Annotated in this window: 1 protein-coding gene; it reads right to left on the bottom strand. The window is 63.2% G+C overall.

All coding sequences use genetic code 11. From position 1 onward, the window contains the following. Positions 1-597, bottom strand: a 597-nt coding sequence (locus tag QZH66_RS18120; protein ID WP_305807190.1) for a citrate/2-methylcitrate synthase, incomplete at its 3' end; no start/stop codon positions are given. Positions 598-603: the final 6 nt, after the last annotated feature.

Below are 603 nucleotides of genomic sequence, written 5' to 3'. Positions count from 1 at the left end.
GCCGAACATCATGCGCAGGAAGTTGCCCGCATACGAGAGTTCATTGCGCGGGTACATGTAGGGCTGGCCCTTGCCGTACTTGTAGGCCATGGCCACCAGCGTCGGCATCTTGGCGATCAGGCGGATCGCGGAGATCTCGCGGTGCTGCGGGTTGTTGATGTCGGTGCTGTCATGGTAGAAGGCCGACAGTGCGCCCACCAGGCCGGTCAGAACGGCCATGGGGTGCGCGTCGCGGCGGAAACCGCGCAGGAAGAACTGCAGCTGCTCGTTGACCATGGTGTGGTCGAGCACCAGCTTGTGGAAGTCAGAGCGCTCGGTCTCGTTGGGCAGCTCGCCATTGAGCAGCAGGTAGCAGGTGTCGAGGTAGTCGCACTGCGTGGCCAGCTGCTCGATGGGGTAGCCGCGGTACAGCAGCTCGCCCTTGTCGCCGTCGATGTAGGTGATGGACGACTGGCACGAGGCCGTCGACAGAAAACCCGGGTCGTAGGTGAACATGTCCGTTTGCGCGTACAGCTTGCGGATGTCGATCACGTCCGGGCCAATGTTGCCCTGGTAGACCGGCAGGTCCACGCTGGGGCTGCCGTTGCTGAACGACAGGGTGGC

Origin of the sequence: Stenotrophomonas sp. YIM B06876 (assembly GCF_030711595.1) — a bacterium.
Classification (GTDB): Bacteria; Pseudomonadota; Gammaproteobacteria; order Xanthomonadales; family Xanthomonadaceae; genus Stenotrophomonas.
The sequence above is the reverse complement of the archived record's forward strand: the minus strand, read 5'-3'. Positions and strand labels throughout refer to the sequence as shown.